The organism is Citrobacter sedlakii NBRC 105722, from assembly GCF_000759835.1.
Classification (GTDB): domain Bacteria; phylum Pseudomonadota; class Gammaproteobacteria; order Enterobacterales; family Enterobacteriaceae; genus Citrobacter_A; species Citrobacter_A sedlakii.
Map to the genome: position 1 here is coordinate 15,340 of NZ_BBNB01000001.1, position 18,265 is coordinate 33,604.

21 protein-coding genes are annotated in these 18,265 nt (G+C 53.6%); 15 read left to right on the forward strand and 6 right to left on the reverse strand.

From position 1 onward, the window contains the following. Positions 1-9: 9 nt before the first annotated feature. The 5 genes from sufC (at position 10) to ldtE (ending at position 4,775) form a co-directional block, all read left to right on the forward strand. Positions 10-756, forward strand: a complete 747-nt coding sequence (sufC, locus tag CSE01S_RS00080; RefSeq protein WP_042282721.1) for a Fe-S cluster assembly ATPase SufC — start codon at positions 10-12, stop codon at positions 754-756. Next, the gene (gene sufD, locus CSE01S_RS00085) at positions 731-2,002 is read left to right on the forward strand and encodes a Fe-S cluster assembly protein SufD (protein ID WP_042282723.1); all 1,272 of its coding nucleotides are present in this window, start codon (positions 731-733) and stop codon (positions 2,000-2,002) included. The genes sufC and sufD overlap by 26 nt, the downstream gene beginning before the upstream one ends. Then, positions 1,999-3,219, forward strand: a complete 1,221-nt coding sequence (gene sufS, locus CSE01S_RS00090; RefSeq protein WP_042282724.1) for a cysteine desulfurase SufS — start codon at positions 1,999-2,001, stop codon at positions 3,217-3,219. The genes sufD and sufS overlap by 4 nt, the downstream gene beginning before the upstream one ends. A gap of 12 nt (positions 3,220-3,231) precedes the next feature. After that, a complete protein-coding gene (sufE, locus tag CSE01S_RS00095) occupies positions 3,232-3,648 on the forward strand; it encodes a cysteine desulfuration protein SufE (protein WP_042282726.1) in 417 nt (138 codons plus the stop codon). Between the two features lie 131 nt (positions 3,649-3,779). Continuing rightward, the gene (gene ldtE / locus CSE01S_RS00100) at positions 3,780-4,775 is read left to right on the forward strand and encodes a L,D-transpeptidase LdtE (protein ID WP_042282727.1); all 996 of its coding nucleotides are present in this window, start codon (positions 3,780-3,782) and stop codon (positions 4,773-4,775) included. Positions 4,776-4,843: 68 nt separating this feature from the next. On the opposite strand, the gene lpp is transcribed toward ldtE, so the two are convergent. From lpp to ynhH, 3 genes are all read right to left on the reverse strand, one after another. After that, the gene (gene lpp, locus CSE01S_RS00105) at positions 4,844-5,080 is read right to left on the reverse strand and encodes a murein lipoprotein Lpp (protein ID WP_001082307.1); all 237 of its coding nucleotides are present in this window, start codon (positions 5,078-5,080) and stop codon (positions 4,844-4,846) included. Positions 5,081-5,389: 309 nt separating this feature from the next. Further along, positions 5,390-6,802 carry a pyruvate kinase PykF gene (pykF, locus tag CSE01S_RS00110; RefSeq protein WP_042282731.1) on the reverse strand — a complete coding sequence of 471 codons (1,413 nt, stop codon included), beginning with the start codon at positions 6,800-6,802 and terminating at the stop codon, positions 5,390-5,392. A gap of 7 nt (positions 6,803-6,809) precedes the next feature. After that, positions 6,810-7,004, reverse strand: a complete 195-nt coding sequence (gene ynhH, locus CSE01S_RS23445) for a protein YnhH (protein ID WP_248316086.1) — start codon at positions 7,002-7,004, stop codon at positions 6,810-6,812. On the opposite strand from ynhH, the gene CSE01S_RS00115 reads away from it, so the two are divergent. From CSE01S_RS00115 to ydhT, 8 genes are all read left to right on the forward strand, one after another. Then, on the forward strand, positions 6,978-7,181 hold the full coding sequence (locus CSE01S_RS00115) for a hypothetical protein (RefSeq protein WP_131729035.1): 204 nt from the start codon (positions 6,978-6,980) through the stop codon (positions 7,179-7,181). The two genes, ynhH and CSE01S_RS00115, sit on opposite strands and share 27 nt — an antisense overlap. Before the next feature lie 207 nt (positions 7,182-7,388). Continuing rightward, positions 7,389-7,598 carry a fumarate hydratase FumD gene (fumD, locus tag CSE01S_RS00120; protein ID WP_042282732.1) on the forward strand — a complete coding sequence of 70 codons (210 nt, stop codon included), beginning with the start codon at positions 7,389-7,391 and terminating at the stop codon, positions 7,596-7,598. A gap of 464 nt (positions 7,599-8,062) precedes the next feature. Further along, positions 8,063-8,689, forward strand: coding sequence for a ferredoxin-like protein (locus CSE01S_RS00125; protein WP_042282734.1), 627 nt, complete (start codon positions 8,063-8,065; stop codon positions 8,687-8,689). A gap of 20 nt (positions 8,690-8,709) precedes the next feature. Beyond that, positions 8,710-10,812, forward strand: a complete 2,103-nt coding sequence (locus CSE01S_RS00130; protein WP_042282735.1) for an aldehyde ferredoxin oxidoreductase — start codon at positions 8,710-8,712, stop codon at positions 10,810-10,812. A gap of 10 nt (positions 10,813-10,822) precedes the next feature. Further along, complete coding sequence (locus tag CSE01S_RS00135; RefSeq protein ID WP_042282737.1) at positions 10,823-11,470, forward strand: YdhW family putative oxidoreductase system protein; 648 nt, start codon at positions 10,823-10,825, stop codon at positions 11,468-11,470. Positions 11,471-11,519: 49 nt separating this feature from the next. Then, the gene (locus tag CSE01S_RS00140; RefSeq protein WP_072014927.1) at positions 11,520-12,188 is read left to right on the forward strand and encodes a 4Fe-4S dicluster domain-containing protein; all 669 of its coding nucleotides are present in this window, start codon (positions 11,520-11,522) and stop codon (positions 12,186-12,188) included. After that, positions 12,185-12,970: a thiosulfate reductase cytochrome B subunit gene (gene phsC, locus CSE01S_RS00145; protein WP_042282738.1), complete on the forward strand. Its 786-nt coding sequence runs from the start codon at positions 12,185-12,187 to the stop codon at positions 12,968-12,970. The genes CSE01S_RS00140 and phsC overlap by 4 nt, the downstream gene beginning before the upstream one ends. Before the next feature lie 3 nt (positions 12,971-12,973). After that, on the forward strand, positions 12,974-13,783 hold the full coding sequence (ydhT, locus tag CSE01S_RS00150) for a protein YdhT (protein WP_042282740.1): 810 nt from the start codon (positions 12,974-12,976) through the stop codon (positions 13,781-13,783). Positions 13,784-13,906: 123 nt separating this feature from the next. Here the strand turns inward: ydhT and CSE01S_RS22970 are convergent, their stop codons facing one another. Continuing rightward, positions 13,907-14,047, reverse strand: a complete 141-nt coding sequence (locus CSE01S_RS22970; protein ID WP_120714875.1) for a hypothetical protein — start codon at positions 14,045-14,047, stop codon at positions 13,907-13,909. A gap of 283 nt (positions 14,048-14,330) precedes the next feature. Between CSE01S_RS22970 and CSE01S_RS00155 the strand changes: the two genes are divergently transcribed. Next, a complete protein-coding gene (locus CSE01S_RS00155; RefSeq protein WP_042282742.1) occupies positions 14,331-15,122 on the forward strand; it encodes an MBL fold metallo-hydrolase in 792 nt (263 codons plus the stop codon). A gap of 47 nt (positions 15,123-15,169) precedes the next feature. Continuing rightward, positions 15,170-16,798, forward strand: a complete 1,629-nt coding sequence (locus CSE01S_RS00160) for an alpha-amylase family protein (RefSeq protein ID WP_042282745.1) — start codon at positions 15,170-15,172, stop codon at positions 16,796-16,798. Here the strand turns inward: CSE01S_RS00160 and CSE01S_RS00165 are convergent. Together CSE01S_RS00165 and CSE01S_RS00170 are read right to left on the reverse strand one after the other, a co-directional pair. Then, complete coding sequence (locus CSE01S_RS00165) at positions 16,795-17,784, reverse strand: SDR family oxidoreductase (RefSeq protein WP_042282747.1); 990 nt, start codon at positions 17,782-17,784, stop codon at positions 16,795-16,797. The two genes, CSE01S_RS00160 and CSE01S_RS00165, sit on opposite strands and share 4 nt — an antisense overlap. 160 nt (positions 17,785-17,944) lie before the next feature. Further along, positions 17,945-18,250, reverse strand: a complete 306-nt coding sequence (locus CSE01S_RS00170; RefSeq protein ID WP_042282748.1) for a monooxygenase — start codon at positions 18,248-18,250, stop codon at positions 17,945-17,947. Positions 18,251-18,265 lie beyond the last annotated feature (15 nt).

Below are 18,265 nucleotides of genomic sequence, written 5' to 3' on the forward strand. Positions count from 1 at the left end.
GGAAGTATCATGTTAAATATTAAAGAGTTACAGGTCAGTGTCGAAGATAAAGCGATCCTGCGTGGGCTGAACCTTGAGGTTCGTCCCGGCGAAGTGCACGCGATCATGGGACCGAACGGTTCCGGTAAAAGCACGCTTTCCGCGACGCTGGCAGGACGCGAAGATTATGAGGTAATCGGCGGTTCCGTCGCGTTTAAAGGTAAAGATCTGCTGGCGCTGGCGCCGGAAGAGAGAGCCGGTGAAGGCATTTTCATGGCCTTTCAGTACCCGGTGGAAATTCCCGGCGTCAGCAATCAGTTTTTCCTGCAAACGGCGCTAAACGCGGTGCGCAGCTATCGCGGCCAGGAGACGCTGGACCGTTTTGATTTTCAGGACCTGATGGAAGAGAAAATCGCGCTGCTGAAAATGCCGGAAGATCTGTTGACCCGCTCGGTCAACGTGGGTTTTTCCGGCGGCGAGAAAAAACGCAACGACATTCTGCAAATGGCGGTGCTGGAGCCGGAGCTGTGCATTCTGGATGAGTCGGATTCCGGGCTGGATATTGATGCCCTGAAAATCGTCGCCGATGGCGTGAATTCCCTGCGGGACGGCAAGCGCGCATTCATCATCGTTACGCACTATCAGCGCATCCTTGACTATATCAAACCTGATTTTGTCCACGTCCTGTATCAGGGGCGGATTGTGAAGTCTGGCGATTTCACTCTGGTCAAACAACTGGAGGAGCAGGGATATGGCTGGCTTACCGAACAGCAGTAATGCGTTGCAGCAGTGGCATCATCTGTTTGAAGCCGAGGGCGAGTCGCGTTCCACCCAGGCGCAACAGCACTTACAGCAATTACTGCGACTGGGCCTGCCGACGCGGAAACATGAAAACTGGAAATACACGCCGCTGGAAGGATTAATCAACAGCCAGTTCGTCAGCCGCTTCGCGGACATTGGGACGGCGCAGCGGGATGCGTTGGCGCTACAAATTGATGCGCTGCGTCTGGTTTTTGTTGATGGGAAATTCAGTCCGGCGCTGAGCGACAGCTGTGAAAATAGCGGCTTTGACGTTGCGATCAACGATGAGCGCCAGACGCTGCCTGACGCGGTGCAGCCGGAGGTGTTTCTGCATCTCACCGAAAGCCTGGCGCACAGCGTAACCCATATCCACGTTAAGCGTAATCAGCGTCCTGACAAGCCGCTGCTATTGATGCACATTACGCAGGGCGTGGGCGACGATGAGGTGAACACCGCTCATTATCGTCATCATCTGGAACTGGCGGAAGGGGCAGAAGCAACGGTCATTGAACATTACGTGAGCCTCAATGACGCGCGACACTTTACCGGCGCGCGTCTGACAATGAATGTGGCAGCCAACGCGCATCTGCATCACGTGAAGCTGGCGTTTGAAAATCCGTTAAGCCATCACTTCGCCCATAATGATATTTTAATGGCGGCGGACGCCTCGGCGCACAGCCACAGTTTTCTGCTGGGGGATGCGGTACTGCGTCATAACACCAGCACCCGGCTGAACGGTGAGAACACGACGCTACGAATCAACAGCCTCGCGATGCCGGTGAAAAATGAAGTCTGTGATACCCGCACCTGGCTTGAGCACAACAAAGGCTATTGCAACAGCCGTCAGCTGCATAAAACCATTGTCAGCGATAAAGGGCGCGCGGTCTTCAACGGTCTGATTAACGTTGCCCCGTACGCGATCAAAACCGACGGTCAGATGACCAACAATAATCTGCTGCTGGGTAAACTCGCCGAGGTGGATACCAAACCGCAGCTTGAGATTTACGCCGACGACGTGAAGTGTAGCCATGGCGCGACGGTGGGACGCATTGACGATGAACAGATGTTCTATCTGCGCTCGCGCGGGATCGGCCAGCAGGACGCCCAGCAGATGATTCTCTATGCCTTTGCCGCTGAACTGACGGAAGCCATCGGCGACGAGGCGCTGAAGCAACAGGTTCTGGCGCGAATCGGCCAGCGCCTGCCGGGAGGCAGAGCATGACATTTTCTATCGACAACGTGCGTGCGGATTTTCCCGTGCTTACGCGAGAAGTCAACGGTCTGCCGCTGGCGTACCTTGATAGCGCCGCCAGCGCGCAGAAGCCCAGTCAGGTTATCGACGCGGAGGCGGAATTCTACCGCCATGGCTATGCGGCGGTGCATCGCGGTATTCATACTCTGAGCGCCCAGGCGACGGAGCGAATGGAGAACGTTCGCAAACTGGCGTCGCTGTTTATTAACGCCCGCTCAGCGGAGGAACTGGTGTTCGTTCGCGGCACCACGGAAGGCATCAATCTGGTGGCCAACAGTTGGGGGCCGGAAAACGTTCACCGTGGCGATAACATCATTATCAGCGAAATGGAGCACCACGCTAATATTGTGCCCTGGCAGATGCTATGCGCGCGCGTGGGGGCTGAACTGCGGGTAATTCCGCTCAATACCGACGGAACGCTCCAGCTTGAAATTCTGCCATCGCTGCTGGACGAGAAAACCCGCCTGCTGGCCATTACCCATGTTTCGAACGTGTTAGGCACCGAGAACCCGATCGCTGAAATCACCGCGCTGGCCCATCAGTACGGGGCTAAAGTCCTGGTGGACGGCGCGCAGGCGGTCATGCACCACCCGGTCGATGTTCAGGCGCTGGACTGCGACTTCTACGTTTTTTCCGCGCATAAACTGTACGGCCCGACCGGTATCGGCGTGCTGTACGTAAAAGACGTCATCCTGCAGGCGATGCCGCCGTGGGAAGGGGGCGGCTCAATGATCGCTACGGTCAGCCTGACCCAGGGCACCACCTGGACGAAAGCGCCGTGGCGTTTTGAGGCGGGTACGCCGAATACTGGAGGAATTATCGGTCTGGGCGCCGCGCTGGAGTATGTCTCAGCGCTGGGGCTGGAAAATATCGGCGAGTACGAACAGAATTTGATGCATTACGCGCTGGCGCAACTGGCGGCGGTGCCTGACCTCACGCTGTACGGCCCGCTTAACCGGCTTGGCGTGATCGCGTTTAATCTCGGTCACCATCACGCCTATGATGTCGGTAGTTTCCTTGATAACTACGGTATTGCTGTCCGTACCGGACACCATTGCGCTATGCCGCTGATGGCGTTTTATCAGGTTCCGGCGATGTGTCGCGCGTCGCTGGCAATGTATAACACCCATGAAGAAGTGGATCGTCTGGTGACCGGGCTGCAGCGTATTCATCGCTTACTGGGATAACAGGGAGGCACTATGGCCGCGTTGCCGGATAAAGAGAAGCTATTACGTAATTTTCAACGTTGCGCGAACTGGGAAGAAAAGTACCTGTATATTATCGAGCTGGGTCAGCGACTGCCGATGCTGTCTGAAAACGATCGCGTTGCTGATAATAAAATTGAGGGCTGTCAGAGCCAGGTCTGGATTGTGATGCGCCAGAACGGGCAGGGAGTGATTGAGCTTGAGGGCGACAGCGATGCGGCCATCGTAAAGGGGCTGATTGCGGTGGTGTTTATTTTGTATCACCAGATGACGCCGCAGGATATTGTTAATTTTGATGTCCGCCCGTGGTTCGAAAAAATGGCGCTCACCCAACATCTCACCCCGTCCCGCTCCCAGGGGCTTGAAGCGATGATCCGCGCGATTCGCACGAAAGCTGCAACTCTTAGCTAAACTTAACAGACGCACGCTGTAAAATACCTGACAGGACGCAGGTGCGTCTTGTCAGGCTTGCAGGTTCGCGAGCCTCGTAGTCCGGATGCGGCATTCACTGCCGTCCGGCATCAACGCCAGGGGGGTGACATATGAAACGCGCGTCTTTATTAACACTTATGCTTATCGGCGCTTACAGTGCTTTACAGGCTGCCTGGGCGGTGGATTATCCACTGCCGCCGGCAGGAAGTCGTCTCATTGGTCAGAATCAAACGTATACGGTGCAGGCGGGGGATAAAAATCTCCAGGCCATCGCCCGTCGCTTTGATACCGCCGCGATGCTCATTCTGGAGGCTAACAATACCATCGCTCCGGTGCCGAAACCCGGTACGTTAATCACTATCCCGTCGCAAATGCTGCTGCCCGACGCGCCGCGTGAAGGGATCATCGTGAATCTCGCAGAGCTACGTCTGTACTATTACCCGCCGGGGGAAAATATCGTGCAGGTCTATCCTATCGGTATTGGTCTGGAGGGGCTGGAAACGCCGGTGATGGAAACGCGGGTAGGGCAGAAAATACCGAACCCGACATGGACGCCGACAGCGGGCATCCGCAAGCGCTCTCTTGAGCGGGGAATAACCCTGCCTGCGGTCGTCCCTGCCGGGCCGAATAACCCGCTTGGACGCTTTGCGCTGCGTCTGGCGCATGGAAACGGTGAATACCTTATCCATGGCACCAGCCAGCCGGACAGCGTCGGGCTGCGCGTCAGCTCCGGCTGTATTCGTATGAATGCGCCAGACATTAAAGCGCTGTTCGCTTCGGTACGAACCGGAACGCCGGTTAAGGTCATCAACGAGCCGGTGAAATACGCCGTTGAGCCGAACGGTATGCGGTATGTTGAAGTTCATCGACCGCTGTCGCCGGAAGAGGAACAGAATGTGCAGACCATGCCGTATGTTCTGCCTGCCGGTTTCACCCAGTTCAAAGCGATGAAAGAGGTCGACAACACGCTGGTGGACAAAGCATTGTACCGGCGCGCCGGGTATCCGGTAGCCGTTTCTTCCGGACAGACGCCAGCGGTGGCGGCAACCCCCGTGGTACAGTCAGCGCAGAATGGTGGGGTAACGCAAGAAACGCAAACGCAGTAGCAGGAAAGGCAAACGAAGGGCAAAAAAAATGGCGCACAATGTGCGCCATTTTTATTACGCAGGTACTATTACTTACGGTATTTAGTAGCCTGGTTGTCCAGACGCTGGTTAGCGCGAGCTGCGTCGTCTTTAGCAGCCTGAACGTCGGAACGCATTGCGTTCACGTCGTTGCTCAGCTGGTCAACTTTAGCGTTCAGAGTCTGAACGTCAGAAGACAGCTGATCGATTTTAGCGTTGCTGGAGCAACCAGCCAGCAGAGTAGAACCCAGGATTACCGCGCCCAGTACCAGTTTAGTACGATTCATTATTAATACCCTCTAGATTGAGTTAATCTCCATGTAGCGTTACAAGTATTACACAAAGTTTTTTAGGTTGAGAATATTTTTTTGATGAGAAGATGCTTATTTTTGATCGTTCGCTCAAAGAAGCATCGAAATGTCGGAATGTATCTAAAAAACTGAGGGAAAACAGGCTGCTTCCATCGGATTCGTCTTAGATAATCGGCAATTAGATAGTGAAATCCGATTTGCTTTTTTATTAATAGCGGCTATTGATGAAATAAAAAAAGCGCCGCGAGGGCGCTTTTTTAAACCAATTAATTCACTCAGGAATTATTACAGCACGTGAACAGAGGCGGTGTTAGTGGTGCCGCTCGGAACCAGCGCGCCAGAAACCATCACGACCACGTCGCCTTTCTGTGCCAGACCGCTCTGTTGGGCAACTTCTTTACCCAGGCGGTAGAAATCATCCGTAGAATTGATTTCTTTGACCAGCTGCGGCACAACGCCTTTACTGAGCACTAACTGACGTGCGGTCACTTCATTGGTGGTCAGCGCCAGGATGGTCGCATCCGGGAAGTACTTACGCACGGCGCGTGCAGATTTACCGCCCTGGGTCGCGACCACGATCAGCGGCGCTTCCAGTTTTTCAGCGGTTTCAACAGCACCACGGCACACGGCTTCAGTGATGCGCAGCTTACGGCTGTCGTTGTTGAAGTCCAGACGGCTGGTCATCACGCGGTCGGTACGCTCGCAGATGGTCGCCATGATAGAGACCGCTTCCAGCGGGTATTTGCCTTTCGCGGATTCGCCGGACAGCATGACGGCATCGGTTCCGTCGAGGATGGCGTTCGCCACGTCGCCAGCTTCTGCGCGGGTTGGGCGTGGGTTTTTGATCATGGAGTCGAGCATTTGCGTCGCGGTGATCACCACTTTACGCGCGCGGATACATTTTTCGATCATCATCTTCTGCGCAAAGATCACTTCTTCGACCGGGATTTCTACGCCAAGGTCGCCACGGGCAACCATGATGCCGTCGGACGCTTCGAGGATTTCGTCGAAGTTGTTCAGGCCTTCCTGGTTTTCAATTTTGGAGATGATCTGGATGTTTTCGCCGCCGTGCGCTTTCAGGTGCTCACGAATCTCAACCACGTCAGAGCGCTTACGGATAAAGGATGCGGCAACGAAGTCAACGCCTTGCTCGCAGCCGAAGATCAGATCCTGTTTATCTTTTTCCGCCAGGGCCGGCAGAGCGATAGAGACGCCCGGCAGGTTTACGCCTTTGTTCTCGCCCAGATCGCCGTTGTTCAGCACTTTACAAATCACTTTGTTGCCTTCGATGGCGGTCACTTCCATGCCGATCAGACCGTCGTCGACCAGTACGGTGTTGCCGACGGCGAGGTCAGCGGTGAAACCTTCGTAAGTTACAGCGACGATTTCGCTGTTACCCACAACGGATTTGTCAGTGGTAAAAGTGAAGGTCTGGCCTGCTTTCAGGGACACGTCGTTGCCGCCTTCCAGCTTGATGGTACGGATTTCCGGACCTTTGGTATCCAGCAAAATCGCGGCTTTCTTGCCGGTTTTACTCATGACGTTGCGCAGGTTCTGGATACGCTGACCGTGTTCTGCATAATCACCATGAGAGAAGTTCAGGCGCATGACGTTCATGCCCGCGTCCAGCATTTTGGTTAACATCTCTTCAGATTCGGTTTTCGGGCCGATGGTGCAAACAATTTTCGTCTTTTTCATGACAGTCTTAGTCTTTAAGTTGAGAAGGATATGGGAAGCTGGCTTCCGGCGCGCACCGCCAGGAAGCGAAACCGGTATTACGAAAGTGATGGTGCCTCGCTCTAAGGATAGGTGACATCGAAAAAGCGTGCAGAGGAATGTGTGCTTGTGTTTCAGCCCAACGGAAAGGGACGTTTTGTGTACGCTGAGTTTTACAGGCCAATGTGCTGAAACCATTCAAGAGACAGTTGGCGCGCATTATACGCTGTTTTTTTCCAAAAAGGAAAATGAAAACAGCGTTTCAAAATACATCTGGGCAGTTTCACAACAAACTGTATTTAAAGGAAACGTATTGCCCAAAATCATTCGCGCAATTTATGGTTCAGTTGCGCAACAATGAGATATTCCTCCTGGTTATAACCAAATTCTTTTTTATTCATTTCAATTTAAACCCGGACACCGCATCCATCAGCCCATCGTCGGTGTACAGACCCTGGCGGATGCCGGAATAGCGCTCCGGTTAGTTAATTGATTTTCTTTAGCTTTTTGTCTTCATTCGTCAGGTGTTATATGCTGTAAGCATGTAGCCTGCAACGGAGAGACAAAAATGGGAAACCTGACAAAAGATGATGAACTGTACCGGGAGATGTGCAGAGTCGTGGGAAAAGTGGTGCTGGAAATGCGCGATCTGGGTCAAGAACCGAAGCATATTGTCATCGCCGGTGTTTTACGTACCTCACTGGCTAATCAGCGTATTCAACGCTCTGAACTGGAAAAACGGGCTATGGAAACGGTGATCAACGCGCTGGCAGGATAATCCATATAATAAGGGATGGCGGCATCCCTTATCAAAATTACTGGAAATTTTAAGCAGCAATACTGTATCGAATGTCAAGAATATAATGCGTCAACGTTTAAACTGAGCATAACGCTATTTTTGGCTGTCAGAGTTAATATTGGGAACAGCTTCACAATTAATTTGAAAATAATGAAATGCCGCTTCATCTCATCTAAATGAGAATAAATATCACTTCTTTTTTATTATTTCTCTTCCCCAATTTAGTTGATAACGATCAAAGTTATACATACGGAATAAACCCATTATTTATTTCGCCTAACCCTAAAGGATTAGTAAGTTTGCATTAAATCATGTCATTTATTCGATTCGGTTATGGCAGGAACTTCAGCTGTGGGAGACAACGTCAGGGCGCTGTTTGACGTATGAGAAATTGGCCTGGTTACGGTTGTCAACACTGCGTTTACGAAGAGGATGCGAAATTAATGAACCAGGTTGATCGTCCAATATTAAATCCAGGTTTAACGCGGCTGGAATTCTTGCGTTTGACGGGAAAAGGTCTGGCGGGGCTAACCATTGCCCCAGCGCTGCTGTCGCTTTTTGGCTGTAAGCAGGAAGATGTGGACAGCGGCACCGTCGGGTTGATTAACACGCCGAAAGGAGTACTGGTGACGCAGCGTGCGCGTTGTACCGGCTGTCACCGTTGTGAAATTTCCTGCACCAATTATAACGATGGCGTGGTAGGGACCTTCTTTTCCCGCATCAAAATTCACCGGAATTATTTCTTCGGTGATGAGGGTGTCGGTTCCGGCGGCGGCCTGTATGGCGATCTGAACTATACACCGGATACCTGTCGCCAATGTAAAGATCCACAATGCATGAATGTTTGTCCTGTCGGGGCGATCACCTGGCAGCAGAAAGACGGCTGCATTGCTGTTGATCATCGACGTTGTATTGGCTGTAGCGCTTGCACCACCGCTTGTCCCTGGATGATGGCCACCGTCAATAGCGAAACGAAAAAATCGTCAAAATGCATTTTATGCGGTGAATGCGCCAATGCCTGCCCGACCGGGGCATTAAAAATTATTGAGTGGAAAGATATTACTGTTTGAGTCTTACAAAGGAAAACATTATGGCTAACGGTTGGACAGGTAATATTTTACGGGTCAATCTTACTACAGGCGATATTACCCTTGAAGATTCCAGTAAATTTAAAAAATTCATCGGCGGAATGGGCTTCGGCTATAAGATAATGTATGACGAAGTGCCTCCGGGTACGAAGCCTTTTGACGAAAGTAATAAACTGGTATTTGCGACGGGACCGTTAACCGGTTCCGGAGCGCCCTGTAGCTCTCGCGTGAATATCACATCGCTTTCCACATTCACTAAGGGAAATTTGGTTGTTGATGCCCATATGGGGGGCTTTTTTGCGGCGCAAATGAAATTTGCCGGTTATGACGCCATTATTATCGAGGGCAAGGCGGCGTCTCCTGTGTGGATTAATATCAAAGACGAAAAGGTGACGATCGAGAAAGCCGATTTTTTATGGGGGAAAGGCACTCGCGCGACCACCGAAGAAATTTGCCGCATGACCTCCGCGGAAACCTGCGTGGCGGCAATTGGTCAGGCAGGTGAAAACCTCGTTCCGCTCTCTTGCATGCTCAACAGCCGCAACCATAGCGGCGGCGCCGGAACCGGGGCGATCATGGGATCGAAGAACCTGAAAGCCATTGCGGTTGAGGGCACAAAAGGCGTAAATATCGCCGATCGCAAAGAGATGAAACGTCTGAACGATTATATGATGACGGAACTGATTGGCGCGAATAACAACCACGTTGTACCAAGCACTCCGCAAGCGTGGGCGGAATATTCTTCTCCAGCCTCGCGCTGGACGGCGAGAAAGGGGCTTTACTGGGGGGCCGCCGAAGGCGGGCCTATCGAGACAGGCGAAATTCCCCCGGGGAATCAAAATACCGTCGGTTTCCGTACCTACAAATCCGTCTTCGATCTGGGTCCGGCCGCAGAAAAATACACCGTCAAAATGAGCGGCTGTCACTCCTGTCCGATCCGCTGCATGACGCAGATGAATATTCCCCGGGTGAAAGATTTCGGCGTACCGAGCACCGGCGGCAACACCTGCGTGGCAAACTTTGTGCACACCACCATTTTTCCGAACGGGCCGAAGGATTTTGAGGACAAAGACGATGGGCGCGTCATCGGTAATCTTATTGGCCTGAACCTGTTCGATGATTACGGTATCTGGTGCAACTACGGCCAGTTGCACCGTGATTTTACCTACTGCTACAGCAAAGGGGTCTTTAAACGCGTATTACCCGCCGAAGAATATGCGTCAATTCCGTGGGATCAACTGGAGGCGGGCGATCCTCATTTCATCAAGGATTTTTATTATCGTCTGGCTCACCGTGTCGGCGAACTCAGTCATCTCGCGGATGGTTCATATGCCATCGCAGAGCGTTGGCAACTGGGCGAGGAATACTGGGGCTATGCGAAAAACAAACTGTGGTCCCCGTTTGGGTATCCGGTACATCACGCTAACGAAGCCTCCGCGCAGGTCGGAGCGATTACTAATTGCATGTTCAACCGCGACTGCATGACCCATACGCACATTAATTTTATTGGCTCCGGTTTGCCGTTGAAACTTCAGCGAGAGGTGGCGGCAGAGCTGTTCGGCTCTGAAGATGCTTACGACGAAACCAAAAATTATACGCCGATTAATCCGGCTAAAATCCGTTACGCCAAATGGACCCTGCTGAAGGTCTGTCTTCATAACGCTGTCACGCTCTGTAACTGGGTCTGGCCGATGACGGTATCGCCGCTGAAAAGCCGTAACTACCGGGGCGATCTGGATCTGGAAGCGAAATTCTTTCAGGCGGTAACCGGTGACGAAACCACCCAGGCAAGCCTCGATCTGGCCGCTGAACGTATCTTTACGTTGCATCGGGCATACACGGTGAAACTGATGCAGACCAAAGATATGCGCAACGAACACGATCTTATTTGTTCATGGGTATTCGACAAAGACCCGGCTATTCCGGTCTTTACTGAAGGCACCGATAAGATGGATCGAGACGATATGCGCGAGTCGCTAACCCTGTTTTATCAGGAAATGGGCTGGGATCCTGAGCTGGGTTGCCCAACGCGTGACACGTTGATTCGGCTTGGACTGGATGACGTGGCGGCTGACCTGGCCGCGCAGAATTTGCTGCCAGCGTAAGGAAAGCCTTATGAGCCATCTGGAGGAAGTCGGCGCGGAAGCGACGACGGACGTGGATCTCGAAAAACGGCAGTGGCTGCAGGCGCTACGTTTGCATGACGCGGATAGTGCGCCTGTTGAACCGGCAAGCCCCGCAGAGATAATGGCTGATTTTATTCGCCAGCATACGGCGGCAGGACAGCTTGTGGCGCGCGCACTGTTTCTACAGCCGCCGTATTCTATGGAAGAAGCCGAGCTTGCGCCATTATTGGCCGCTCTCGTTGAAGGGGTGGTGGGCGCGGATATCGCGTGTGTGCACGGCGCCCAGGAGGTTTATTTCTACTCAACGGGCAGCATGAGCGCCAACTATGCCGACATGTGTGTGCAGGTGCTGGAAAAGGATCTTTGTCGGGCAATCGCTCAGGCGGTGCGTTTTGAATGTCAGACGTATCCGCGCCCGTACAAGGTCGCTATGCTGGAACAGTCGCCTTACCACTTCGAGTCTGCGCAGATCGCCGCCGCGCTGGCGGCGATCGAAACACATCCCGACTATGCCGATATTCGCCCGGTGACGTCATCCAACGGCGTTCCGTATCTCTTTAGCGAGCGCTATATGCGTTATGGCAAAGCCTATGGGTTGTGCGAATGGCTGGAAGTTGAACGGTTTCAGAATCCCTGAATTCATGGATAGCGTGGCGAGGGCGACCACCGCATTAGAGGATAACAAGATGTCCTTCACTCGACGAAAATTTGTGCTTGGCATGGGGACGGTCATTTTTTTCAGCGGACCGGGCCAGTCGCTGCTGGCGAATACGACACAAGGCGGAACGGCGCGCTATGTCATGATCCACGACGAAACGCGCTGCAACGGTTGTAACATTTGCGCCCGCGCCTGTCGCAAAACCAATCATGTTCCTGCGCAGGGAAGCCGCTTATCGATCGCGCACATCCCTGTCACCGAGGATGAAAACGAAACCCTGTATCATTTTTTCCGCCAGTCTTGTCAGCACTGCGACGAGGCGCCGTGCATTGACGTCTGCCCAACCGGCGCGTCCTGGCGTGATGAGCAGGGGATTGTTCGCGTAAATGCGTCACGCTGTATTGGTTGCAGCTATTGTATTGGCGCCTGTCCGTACCAGGTGCGCTATCTGAATCCTCACACCAAGGTGGCGGATAAATGCGATTTTTGCGCAGAGTCGCGACTGGCGAAAGGGTTCCCGCCCATCTGTGTCTCGTCTTGTCCGGAACATGCACTGCTCTTTGGACGCGAAGATAGCCCTGAAATCCAGCGCTGGCTGCAGGACAATAAATATTATCAGTATCAGCTTCCTGGCGCAGGCGAGCCTCATCTTTATCGTCGGTTCGGTCAACATTTGATTAAGAAGGAAAATGTATGAACGCGTCGCAGAGTGCCGAACAATTTCACGCCCAACTGGCGAGCTACGTGCCGCTGTTTTCCCCGGAGTACTGGCCAGTCTGGCTGGTTATAGCGGGCGTGTTGCTGGTAGTGATGTGGCTGGTGCTGGGGCTGCACGCCTGGCTTCGTTTTCGCGCCGTTCGCAAGGTCGCGGCCGCGCATGGCGAGAAAGTTTATTTGTATTCAAAAGCGGTGCGCTTGTGGCACTGGTCTAACGCGTTATTGTTTATCCTTTTGCTTGCCAGTGGGCTCATTAACCACTTTTCGCTGGTCAGTCCGTTGGTGACTAAAAGTGTGTTGGCGGTACATGAAATCTGTGGATTTATGCTACTGGCATGCTGGGTGGGCTTTGTGTTGATTAACGCCCTGGGCGGCAATGGTCATCATTATCTCATTCAGCCGCATGGCTGGTTGGCGAGAGCGAAGAAACAAACCCGTTTTTATCTGTACGGTATTTTACAAGGAGATGCGCACCCGTTTCCGGCTACGCCACGGGCGAAGTTTAACCCGTTACAGCAGGCAGCTTATGTCGGGGTGATGTACGGCTTGCTGCCGCTGCTGTTATTGAGCGGTCTTCTTTCGCTGTATCCACAGGCCACAGGGGATGTCCTTCCCGGCGTACGCTATTGGCTGCTTCAGGCGCATTTCGCGCTGGCCATCGTCAGCCTGTTTTTTATCTTTGGACATCTGTATCTGTGCACCACGGGACGAACGCCCGGGGAGACATTCCGTTGCATGGTCGATGGCTATCACCGGCATTAACCGATGATTGTGACGCGAGAGGATTTACGCAACTGGCGGGTTGGAAAAGTGATGTACCGCTGGTTCCTGCGGCGTTTTCCGGAAGGCGGCAGTTATGCTGACGTACATCGTGCGTTAAGCCGTGACGGGTATATCGACTGGGCAAACAGCCTGGTGGAGTACGCCTGGTCACGCTGGATAGACGAAGAAAACTTTGTCCGGCAGGATATTTTCGCCATGTCCTCACCGATGCTGCCTGACGTCGTAACGAGTGGTCGGCAGATTGCCAACGCCGCGGATAACGCCCGTCTGGGATGCGCGGACGATAACATGAAAATCGCCAGTGTGGGTTACGCGGCGCAGATCGCCAGTGCGGGCGACTGTGTGCGGCTTGGCAGCATGGGCTATAACAGTCATATCAGCAGTTCGGGCGATCGCGCCAGAATCGCAGCCGCGGGAAACTCCACGCGAATTAGCAGCGCAGGTAACGGCACGCGTATCGCCAGTAGCGGGATGCGCGTTCGGGTCAGCGCGGTGGGAGAGAGAAGCCATATTGCCAGCAATGGCGATCTCACGCAGATCGTCAGCTTCGGCGCCAGCGCCAGAATTGCCAACAGCGGCGACAATGTACACATTATCTGCAACGGCGACAACGCCGTGATAGCCAGTACAGGCGTGGTCGACGCCATTGTGCTTGGGCCAGGCGGGTGTGCGGCGTTGGCTTATCATGACGGTGAGCGAATGCGTTTTGCGGTGGCCGTGGAAGGTGAAAAAGGAATTCGGGCAGGGGTGAAATACCGTCTCGACGATACGCATCAGTTTGTCGAGTGCTGAGTCACTCCTGACAGATATGCTGATGCAGCAGGATGTTGGTCGGATAGCACGTTACGCTGCTATCCGACGCAACCGTGTTACTATCGGGCGTTTTCCGACCCTGATATTACGTCGCTTTTTATGTCAGATTTTGCACGCATCGCCGCAGTCATCATCGGCGATCACCGATTCTGCTTTTTTGTCCGCATCTTCCAGACGTTCCGCGTTGCGCGTTTGTGCTTCATCCAGTCCGTCAAACACCAGATTGTCGAGATCAATTTCCATTACTCACCTGCATGATTTCATTTTTGAGATGCGACCAGTATAGGACAAGAATGCCGGGGGTTGCATGTGCAAAATCTGCGATGTTATCGATCGAAGAAATAGAGACGGCGGCGAACGCGGCCTGCCGGGGACGAGACGGTTTTCGCCATCGCCGCACCGATTTCCGCGTATGCGGTAATGCCGCCACGGTGTAAAGTGCGGACGTAACGATACCGGACGATTGCTATTCCTTCGCGCATCCTCTGCCATACTTACTTTTGTTCAAACCGGAACGGGAGTGAAGATGATTATACTGTGTAAAGCCTGCGGCACATCATATGACGACAGCCAGCGTAACGTAGCGCGCTGTCCTGTTTGTGATGATGAACGGCAATATGTGCCGGTATCAGGGCAGGAGTGGACGGATTTTGACGCGCTGGTGTCCAGCCACGCCAACAAATGGCGTCAGGTCACACCGTCGCTTTTTACCCTCAAAACGGTTCCCTCATTTGCGATAAACCAGCGGGCGTTTCTGCTCAGAACGCCCGCGGGGAATATCCTTTGGGATTGTATCGCCAATCTCGATCCGGCGACCCGGACGTTGATTGCCGCCCTGGGCGGTCTGCGCGCCATCGCCATTTCGCATCCGCACTACTACACCACCATGCAGGACTGGGCGGCAGAGTTTAACGCCCCGGTTTATCTTCATGCCGACGATCGGCGCTGGATCATGCGCGACAGCCCGTTTATACAGCGATGGGAAGGCGACACTCTCGACGTGCTGCCGTCCGTGACGCTGCTGCGGCTCGGCGGCCATTTTGCAGGCGGCACCGTCCTGCACTGGCGAGAGGGCGCCGGAACGATCCTTGCAGGCGATATTCTTCAGGTCACACCCGGCGCGAACGCCGTCTCCTTTATGTGGAGCTACCCCAACATGCTGCCGCTGTCCGCAGCTTGTGTCGCGGCGATTGCCCGGCGACTGCAAGACGTTTCATTTGAACAGCTGTACGGCGCGTTTGAAGGTCAGGACATTACGGCTCATGCGCATGAGATTGTGCTGCGCTCGGCAGAGAAATATCTCTCCTGTCTGCAATAACACCAGACGTTTTTGCAACATTGCCAGCACGCGTTGGGAGCGAGCTTATGAAGAAAAAACAGAAGTGGTACAGCCAGGCGGTGATCTATCAAGTCGATACTTCACTCTTTTATGATGCGAATGGCGATGGCTTCGGCGATATTGCCGGGATCGCTGAAAAGCTGCATTACATCCGCAGTCTTGGCGCGACAGCCATCTGGATCACGCCGTTTTACCTTACGCCGTTTCGCGATGAAGGCTACGATATCGCAGACCATCTGCAACCGGATCCTCGTTTTGGGGTGATTGCTGATGTGATTGAGTTTATCGAACAGGCCCGGGCGCTGGGCCTGCATGTGATCATCGAACTGGTGATTCAGCATACCTCTTCTGAACACATGTGGTTTCAGGAGGCCAGACGCAGTCCCGATTCGTTCTATCGGGACTTTTATTTGTGGGCCGATACCCCCCCGGAAAAAGACGATCCGCCCATGTTTCCAGGGGTGGAGGAATCCGTCTGGCGCTGGGATGAACAGGCTCAACAATTCTACCGGCATATGTTCTATCGTCATGAGCCCGATCTCAATCTCACCTCAAAGGCGGTTATCCACGAAATCGAAAATATCGTGCGCTTCTGGCTGAAGATTGGCGTGTCTGGTTTTCGCCTCGACGCGGCCTCTCACTTAACCAAACAGGCCGGAGGCGGTAACGACAAAAAGGGGTACTGGATCCTTGAGCAGTTGCGCGGGCTGATAGAAAGCGTGAATCCGGAAGCGATCCTGCTGGGCGAAGTTGATGTTGCCCCGCAAGCGTATCGCAACTACTTCGGCAAAAACGATCGGCTGCATATTGCGCTGAACTTTTGGGTGAATAAATATTTTTATGTCAGCCTGGCGGAGAAAAAAGCACTGCCGCTTGCCGGGGCGCTCAGTAAGATGATTGTGCCGCCGGATGGCTGCTGCTTTGCCAACTGGCTGCGAAATCACGATGAGCTGGATCTCGAGGGGATCGGCGAGGTAAATAAGCAAAAGGTGCTGGACGCGTTTGCCCCTGACGAGGATATGTATGTTTACCAGCGAGGGTTACGCAGACGGCTGGCGCCGATGCTGTCAGGGAATATCGAACGGCTGGCGTTTTGTCACGCGGTGCTGTTGTCGCTGCCTGGTGTACCGGTGATCCGCTACGGTGATGAAATTGGAATGGGTGACGATCTTAGCCTGAAAGAGCGCTATTCGGTCAGAACGCCGATGCAGTGGTCGGCAGATAAAAATGGCGGATTTTCCACTGCGGATACGTCGCGCTTATTCAGACAACCGATCGCGTCCGGCCCGTGGCGCTATAAAAAAGTCAACGTAGAGCGGTCGCAGCTAAGCCGCCATTCTTTGTTGCACCGGGTGCGTCATATGGTGAATATTCGGGCGGAACTGCATGAAATTTGTCAGGCGCCGTGGAAGATTATTCCGCTCAAACAGGAGGCCGTGTTCGCCATTCTTTACCATGGCGAGCAGCGTGATGTTCTGGCGCTGGCCAATTTCAGCGAAAAGCCGGTTAAGGCAGCGCTAAAAAACATTGCGGACGGCTACTGGGAAGCCTGCCTGGCAGACAAGGGGTATGACGATACGCTTCGGGGCGGGAAGGCCGTGCCGCTCCTCCTGAACGGCTACGGCTACCGCTGGTTTTCCCGTCGGCGCGATTAGCGTTTTTTACGCCGCGCTATCAGCCCGATCACCAGCGCAAGGGTGGTCAGCGCGGCGCCTGCGGCGAGCTTACCGGGGAAGTCAGATGACAGGGTGAACGCGCGTGTTTTTGCGCCTTCGCTGAATTCACCGTGAGTGGGATGATTGCCCCGTCGGGGCGTGTAGAGAATGTCCGCACTGTCATGGGGACTGGGATCATCGGTAAGCTGGCCTTCCCAGGCTTTCTTTACCATCAGCCGGTCGAGCCAGCGGGGAAAGAAAAACTGGCCGACGATTGACTGTACGGTGCTTTTCCCAACCCACAGTTCGCGAACCGGACGTTTCACCACGCTAAATACCGCTTCTGCGGCGACTTCGGGCTGGTACACCGGTGGCACGGGCTGCATCGCCGCGTCCATTTTGTTGCGCGACCAGCCAAACTGCGGGGTATTCATTCCCGGCATTTGTACCATCGTGATATGCACCTTGCTGTGCTCATGCATCAGTTCGGTGCGTACGGCGTCAGTAAAGCCGCGGATGGCCGCTTTGGCGCCACAGTAAGCAGACTGAAGGGGAATCGAGCGGTAGGCTAACGCGGAACCGACCTGGATGATAATGCCTCTGTCTCGCGGCGCCATCATCGCCAGCGCCGCGCGGGTACCATTAACGAAGCCCAGATAGGTCACTTCGGTGACGCGCTGAAACTCTGCGGGGGTGATTTCCCGAAACGGTGACAGTACCGTTGTCATGGCGCTGTTAACCCACACATCAATGGCGCCCAGCCGACTTTCAATCATTTCCGCTGCGTCGTGAGTGGCATTGGCTTTGGAGACATCGACGCTAATACCCAGCGTTTTCACGCCATATTTTTCGCACTCCTCACAGGTTTCCTGAAGACCTTCGTCATCTCTGGCTATCACCGCAACGTCATATCCAGCCTGTGCGAAACGCACAGAGATTGCTTTTCCTGCTCCGGCGCTACCTCCGGTAATAACCACAACAGACATACACACCTCTCATCCGCAAAACGCGCCAGTGGCGACAGACATGACTTAACATGTAGTGCCTGGTTGGCTGTCTGTCTATCTGATGCGAGGTTTAAAGGACGGAAAGGAAAATGCACAGGAAAGAGAAGAAAGGGGGCATAGCCCCCTCTGGATGCGTCATTTACGCCACGTGGCTGTGGTTTAACTGGCTTAGCGGCACGTTAACATCAAAGACTTTGGCGATGACTTCATTGACACCAAGATTCTTTAAACGCGCGCTATGCTTTTCCAGATACGCGAGGGCGGTCTCTTCGCTTTCAAAAAGGTAGATGCCGCCAGCCTCTTTATTTTGTTCACTTTCAGTCCATACTTTCCAGATAAAGCCGGGTTCCTGGTTAATGGATTCGGCCAGTCCGCGCAGTTGTTCCGTCATTTCCTGCCCGAACGGGCCGTTAAACGCAAAGTGAAGCTGTAATAATTTGGCCATCGTACTCTCCTTTTG

Excerpts from the sequence above, each read along its gene's own strand:
- sufC (WP_042282721.1), top strand. The coding sequence starts at position 10 with ATGTTAAATATTAAAGAGTTACAGGTCAGTGTCGAAGATAAAGCGATC.
- sufS (WP_042282724.1), top strand. The coding sequence starts at position 1,999 with ATGACATTTTCTATCGACAACGTGCGTGCGGATTTTCCCGTGCTTACG.
- CSE01S_RS00125 (WP_042282734.1), top strand. The coding sequence starts at position 8,063 with ATGAACCAGGTTGATCGTCCAATATTAAATCCAGGTTTAACGCGGCTG.
- CSE01S_RS00155 (WP_042282742.1), top strand. The coding sequence starts at position 14,331 with ATGATTATACTGTGTAAAGCCTGCGGCACATCATATGACGACAGCCAG.
- pykF (WP_042282731.1), bottom strand. The coding sequence starts at position 6,802 with ATGAAAAAGACGAAAATTGTTTGCACCATCGGCCCGAAAACCGAATCT.
- CSE01S_RS00170 (WP_042282748.1), bottom strand. The coding sequence starts at position 18,250 with ATGGCCAAATTATTACAGCTTCACTTTGCGTTTAACGGCCCGTTCGGG.
- sufD (WP_042282723.1), top strand. The coding sequence starts at position 731 with ATGGCTGGCTTACCGAACAGCAGTAATGCGTTGCAGCAGTGGCATCAT.
- CSE01S_RS00135 (WP_042282737.1), top strand. The coding sequence starts at position 10,823 with ATGAGCCATCTGGAGGAAGTCGGCGCGGAAGCGACGACGGACGTGGAT.
- fumD (WP_042282732.1), top strand. The coding sequence starts at position 7,389 with ATGGGAAACCTGACAAAAGATGATGAACTGTACCGGGAGATGTGCAGA.
- sufE (WP_042282726.1), top strand. The coding sequence starts at position 3,232 with ATGGCCGCGTTGCCGGATAAAGAGAAGCTATTACGTAATTTTCAACGT.
- CSE01S_RS00165 (WP_042282747.1), bottom strand. The coding sequence starts at position 17,784 with ATGTCTGTTGTGGTTATTACCGGAGGTAGCGCCGGAGCAGGAAAAGCA.
- ydhT (WP_042282740.1), top strand. The coding sequence starts at position 12,974 with ATGATTGTGACGCGAGAGGATTTACGCAACTGGCGGGTTGGAAAAGTG.
- ldtE (WP_042282727.1), top strand. The coding sequence starts at position 3,780 with ATGAAACGCGCGTCTTTATTAACACTTATGCTTATCGGCGCTTACAGT.
- CSE01S_RS22970 (WP_120714875.1), bottom strand. The coding sequence starts at position 14,047 with ATGGAAATTGATCTCGACAATCTGGTGTTTGACGGACTGGATGAAGCA.
- phsC (WP_042282738.1), top strand. The coding sequence starts at position 12,185 with ATGAACGCGTCGCAGAGTGCCGAACAATTTCACGCCCAACTGGCGAGC.
- CSE01S_RS00130 (WP_042282735.1), top strand. The coding sequence starts at position 8,710 with ATGGCTAACGGTTGGACAGGTAATATTTTACGGGTCAATCTTACTACA.
- lpp (WP_001082307.1), bottom strand. The coding sequence starts at position 5,080 with ATGAATCGTACTAAACTGGTACTGGGCGCGGTAATCCTGGGTTCTACT.
- CSE01S_RS00140 (WP_072014927.1), top strand. The coding sequence starts at position 11,520 with ATGTCCTTCACTCGACGAAAATTTGTGCTTGGCATGGGGACGGTCATT.
- CSE01S_RS00160 (WP_042282745.1), top strand. The coding sequence starts at position 15,170 with ATGAAGAAAAAACAGAAGTGGTACAGCCAGGCGGTGATCTATCAAGTC.